The 3,432-nt window shown below is 65.2% G+C and carries 3 protein-coding genes; all 3 read left to right on the top strand.

Translation table 11 applies throughout. The features are described 5' to 3' along the window. The first annotated feature begins 464 nt into the window (after positions 1-464). Complete coding sequence (locus tag DBR34_RS18330) at positions 465-1,475, top strand: N-acetylornithine carbamoyltransferase (protein ID WP_038687420.1); 1,011 nt, start codon at positions 465-467, stop codon at positions 1,473-1,475. An 83-nt stretch (positions 1,476-1,558) separates the two neighbouring features. Further along, positions 1,559-2,752: an argininosuccinate synthase gene (locus tag DBR34_RS18325; protein WP_128097840.1), complete on the top strand. Its 1,194-nt coding sequence runs from the start codon at positions 1,559-1,561 to the stop codon at positions 2,750-2,752. A gap of 153 nt (positions 2,753-2,905) precedes the next feature. Beyond that, positions 2,906-3,432, top strand: a 527-nt coding sequence (locus tag DBR34_RS23950) for an acetylornithine deacetylase (protein ID WP_258224110.1), incomplete at its 3' end; no start/stop codon positions are given.

Below are 3,432 nucleotides of genomic sequence, written 5' to 3'. Positions count from 1 at the left end.
CCGCCTCAAGATCCGCGTCTCGATCACCCCGTGGATCGGCGCAGAGCAGGGCAGCGCGGCCAATCCCTGAGGCGGGTTGACCGCCCCCGGGAGGTATCCCCACGGTGGATGGGGCCTTCCCCGTCCACGTCAGCCCCCCCCAATTGACATCCAGGCCTTGCACCCACCCGGGGTGCATGCAAAGATGGGCGGCCATGAAACTCACCGACTTCCAGCACGACACCAGCGCCGCCCGTATGGCTACGGGCATGACGTCGCGTGCCCGCCGACCGGAACCCCACATTTTCGCTGGGTAACCGGAGCTTCGTGCTGTCTGTTCGGAAAACCCAGCCCCCGCGCTGGGTTTTTTCGTTTCTACGATCTGAAAAGTGTCATCTGTATACGTTTTGTTGAGCCCTGACCGCGCCCCGGCGCCCCCAACCTCCGCCGGAAACGGTGGAAAACCAGCCGCAAAGGATCGATCGATGTCCCTGAAGCACTTCCTGAACACCCAGGACTGGAGCCGCACCGACCTGGATGCCCTGCTGACCCAGGCCGCGCTGTTCAAGCGCAACAAACTGGGCGACGAGCTCAAGGGCAAGTCGATTGCCCTGGTGTTCTTCAATCCGTCCATGCGCACCCGCACCAGCTTCGAGCTGGGCGCCTTCCAGCTGGGTGGGCACGCCATCGTGCTGCAGCCCGGCAAGGACGCATGGCCGATCGAGTTCAACCTGGGCACGGTGATGGACGGGGACACCGAGGAGCACATCGCCGAAGTGGCCAAGGTGCTGGGCCGCTACTGCGACCTGATCGCGGTGCGTGCCTTCCCGAAGTTCATCGACTGGGCCAAGGACCGCGAAGACATCGTGCTCAAGAGCTTCGCCAAGTACTCGCCGGTGCCGGTGATCAACATGGAAACCATCACCCATCCGTGCCAGGAACTGGCCCACGTGATGGCGCTGCAGGAGCATTTCGGCACCCAGGACCTGCGCGGCAAGAAGTACGTGCTGACCTGGACCTACCACCCCAAGCCGCTGAACACCGCGGTGGCCAACTCGGCGCTGACCATCGCCACCCGCATGGGCATGGACGTGACCCTGCTGTGCCCGACCCCGGATTACATCCTGGACGAGCGCTACATGGGCTGGGCCGAGCAGAACGTGGCCGAGAGCGGTGGGTCGCTGCAGGTCAGCCACGACATCGCCAGCGCCTACGCCGGCGCCGACGTGGTGTACGCCAAGAGCTGGGGCGCGCTGCCGTTCTTCGGCAACTGGGAACCGGAAAAGCCGATCCGCGACCAGTACCAGCACTTCATCGTGGACGAAGCCAAGATGGCGCTGACCAACAACGGCGTGTTCAGCCACTGCCTGCCGCTGCGCCGCAACGTGAAGGCCACCGACGGCGTGATGGACTCCGCGCAGTGCATCGCGATCAACGAAGCTGAAAACCGCCTGCATGTGCAGAAGGCCATCATGTCGGCGTTGATCGGCCGCTGAAGCCGACACGGGCATCGAACATTTCAGCCGACCACCGGTCGGCTCTACACCGCATCTTTATCCCCCAATTGGACCTGACCCCCATGAGCAACAAAGACATCGTCCTGGCTTTCTCCGGTGGACTCGACACCAGCTTCTGCGTGCCCTACCTGCAGGAGCGCGGCTACAACGTGCACACCGTGTTCGCCGACACCGGCGGCGTGGATGACGAAGAGCGCGATTTCATCGAGAAGCGTGCCGCCGAACTGGGCGTCACCAGCCACGTCACCGTCGACGGTGGCCCGGCGATCTGGAGCGGCTTCGTCAAGCCGTTCGTGTGGGCCGGCGAAGGCTACCAGGGCCAGTACCCGCTGCTGGTCTCCGACCGGTACCTGATCGTGGACGCCGCGCTCAAGCGCGCCGCCGAGCTGGGCACCAACATCATCGCCCACGGCTGCACCGGCATGGGCAATGACCAGGTCCGCTTCGACCTGGCCGTGAAGGCGCTGGGCGACTACCAGATCGTCGCGCCGATCCGCGAAATCCAGAAGGAACACACCCAGACCCGCGCCTACGAGCAGAAGTACCTGGAAGAGCGCGGGTTCGGCGTGCGCGCCAAGCAGCAGGCCTACACCATCAACGAGAACCTGCTGGGCCTGACCATGTCCGGCGGCGAGATCGACCGTTGGGAAGCGCCGGGCGAGGGTGCCCGTGGCTGGTGCGCACCGCGTGCCGAGTGGCCGGAACAGGCACTGACGGTCACCGTGAAGTTCGTCGAAGGCGAAGCCGTCGAGCTGGACGGCAAGGCGCTGCCGGGTGAGCAGATCCTGGCCAAGCTCAACAAGCTGTTCGCCCCGTACGGCGTGGGCCGTGGCGTGTACACCGGCGACACCGTGATCGGCCTGAAGGGCCGCATCGTGTTCGAAGCGCCGGGCCTGGTCTCGCTGCTGGCCGCGCACCGCGCGCTGGAAGACGCCGTGCTGACCAAGCAGCAGAACCGCTTTAAGCCGGACGTGGCGCGCAAGTGGGTGGAGCTGGTGTACGAAGGCTTCTACCACGACCCGCTGAAGACCGACATCGAGGCCTTCCTGAAGTCCTCGCAGGCCAAGGTCAATGGCGAAGTGGTGCTGGAAACCCGCGGTGGCCGTGTTGATGCGGTGGCGGTGAAGTCGCCCCACCTGCTCAACACCAAGGGCGCCACGTATGCACAGTCGGCCGACTGGGGCGTGGAAGAAGCCGAAGGCTTCATCAAGCTGTTTGGCATGAGCTCGACCTTGTACGCGCAGGTGAACCGCTAAGGCGATTCACCGGGCGCCGGCCGCTGGCCGGCGCCGCGCAACGCTGATGGACGGTAGTGCCGGCCGCCGGCCGGCTCGTGGCACGGCTGGATCATTGCGGAGCCGGCCAGCGGCCGGCACTACCGATTTTGAACCCTACGGGTACTCAGACACATGCTTGAACAGACACTCGATCACCTGCAGCAGCTCGTGTCCTTCGACACGCGCAACCCGCCGCGTGCGATCACCACCGGCGGCATCTTCGATTACCTGCGCGCGAACCTGCCCGGGTTCAACGTGGAGGTGATCGACCATGGCGACGGTGCGGTCAGCCTGTATGCGGTGCGTGGCACCCCGAAGTACCTGTTCAACGTGCACCTGGATACCGTGCCGGACTCGCCGCATTGGACGGCCGATCCGCACGTGATGCGGCGCGCCGAGGATCGCGTGATCGGACTGGGCGTGTGCGACATCAAGGGCGCTGCGGCGGCATTGGTGGCCGCAGCCAACGCCAGCGATGGCGATGCCGCGTTCCTGTTCTCCAGCGACGAGGAAGCCAACGATCCGCGTTGCATCGCCGCGTTCCTGGCCCGTGGCATTCCGTATGAAGCGGTGCTGGTGGCCGAGCCGACCATGAGCGAAGCGGTGCTTGCGCACCGAGGCATCAGCTCGGTGTTGATGCAGTTCACCGGCCGCGCCGG

The organism is Stenotrophomonas sp. HMWF003, assembly GCF_003061285.1.
In the GTDB taxonomy this organism is placed as follows: Bacteria; Pseudomonadota; Gammaproteobacteria; order Xanthomonadales; family Xanthomonadaceae; genus Stenotrophomonas; species Stenotrophomonas maltophilia_AP.
Note: the sequence above shows the minus strand (reverse complement) of the source record. Positions and strands in the feature narration are given on the sequence as shown.

What these genes read in the sequence shown, in the direction of transcription:
- DBR34_RS18330 (WP_038687420.1), top strand. Translation starts at nt 465, where the DNA reads ATGTCCCTGAAGCACTTCCTGAACACCCAGGACTGGAGCCGCACCGAC.
- DBR34_RS18325 (WP_128097840.1), top strand. Translation starts at nt 1,559, where the DNA reads ATGAGCAACAAAGACATCGTCCTGGCTTTCTCCGGTGGACTCGACACC.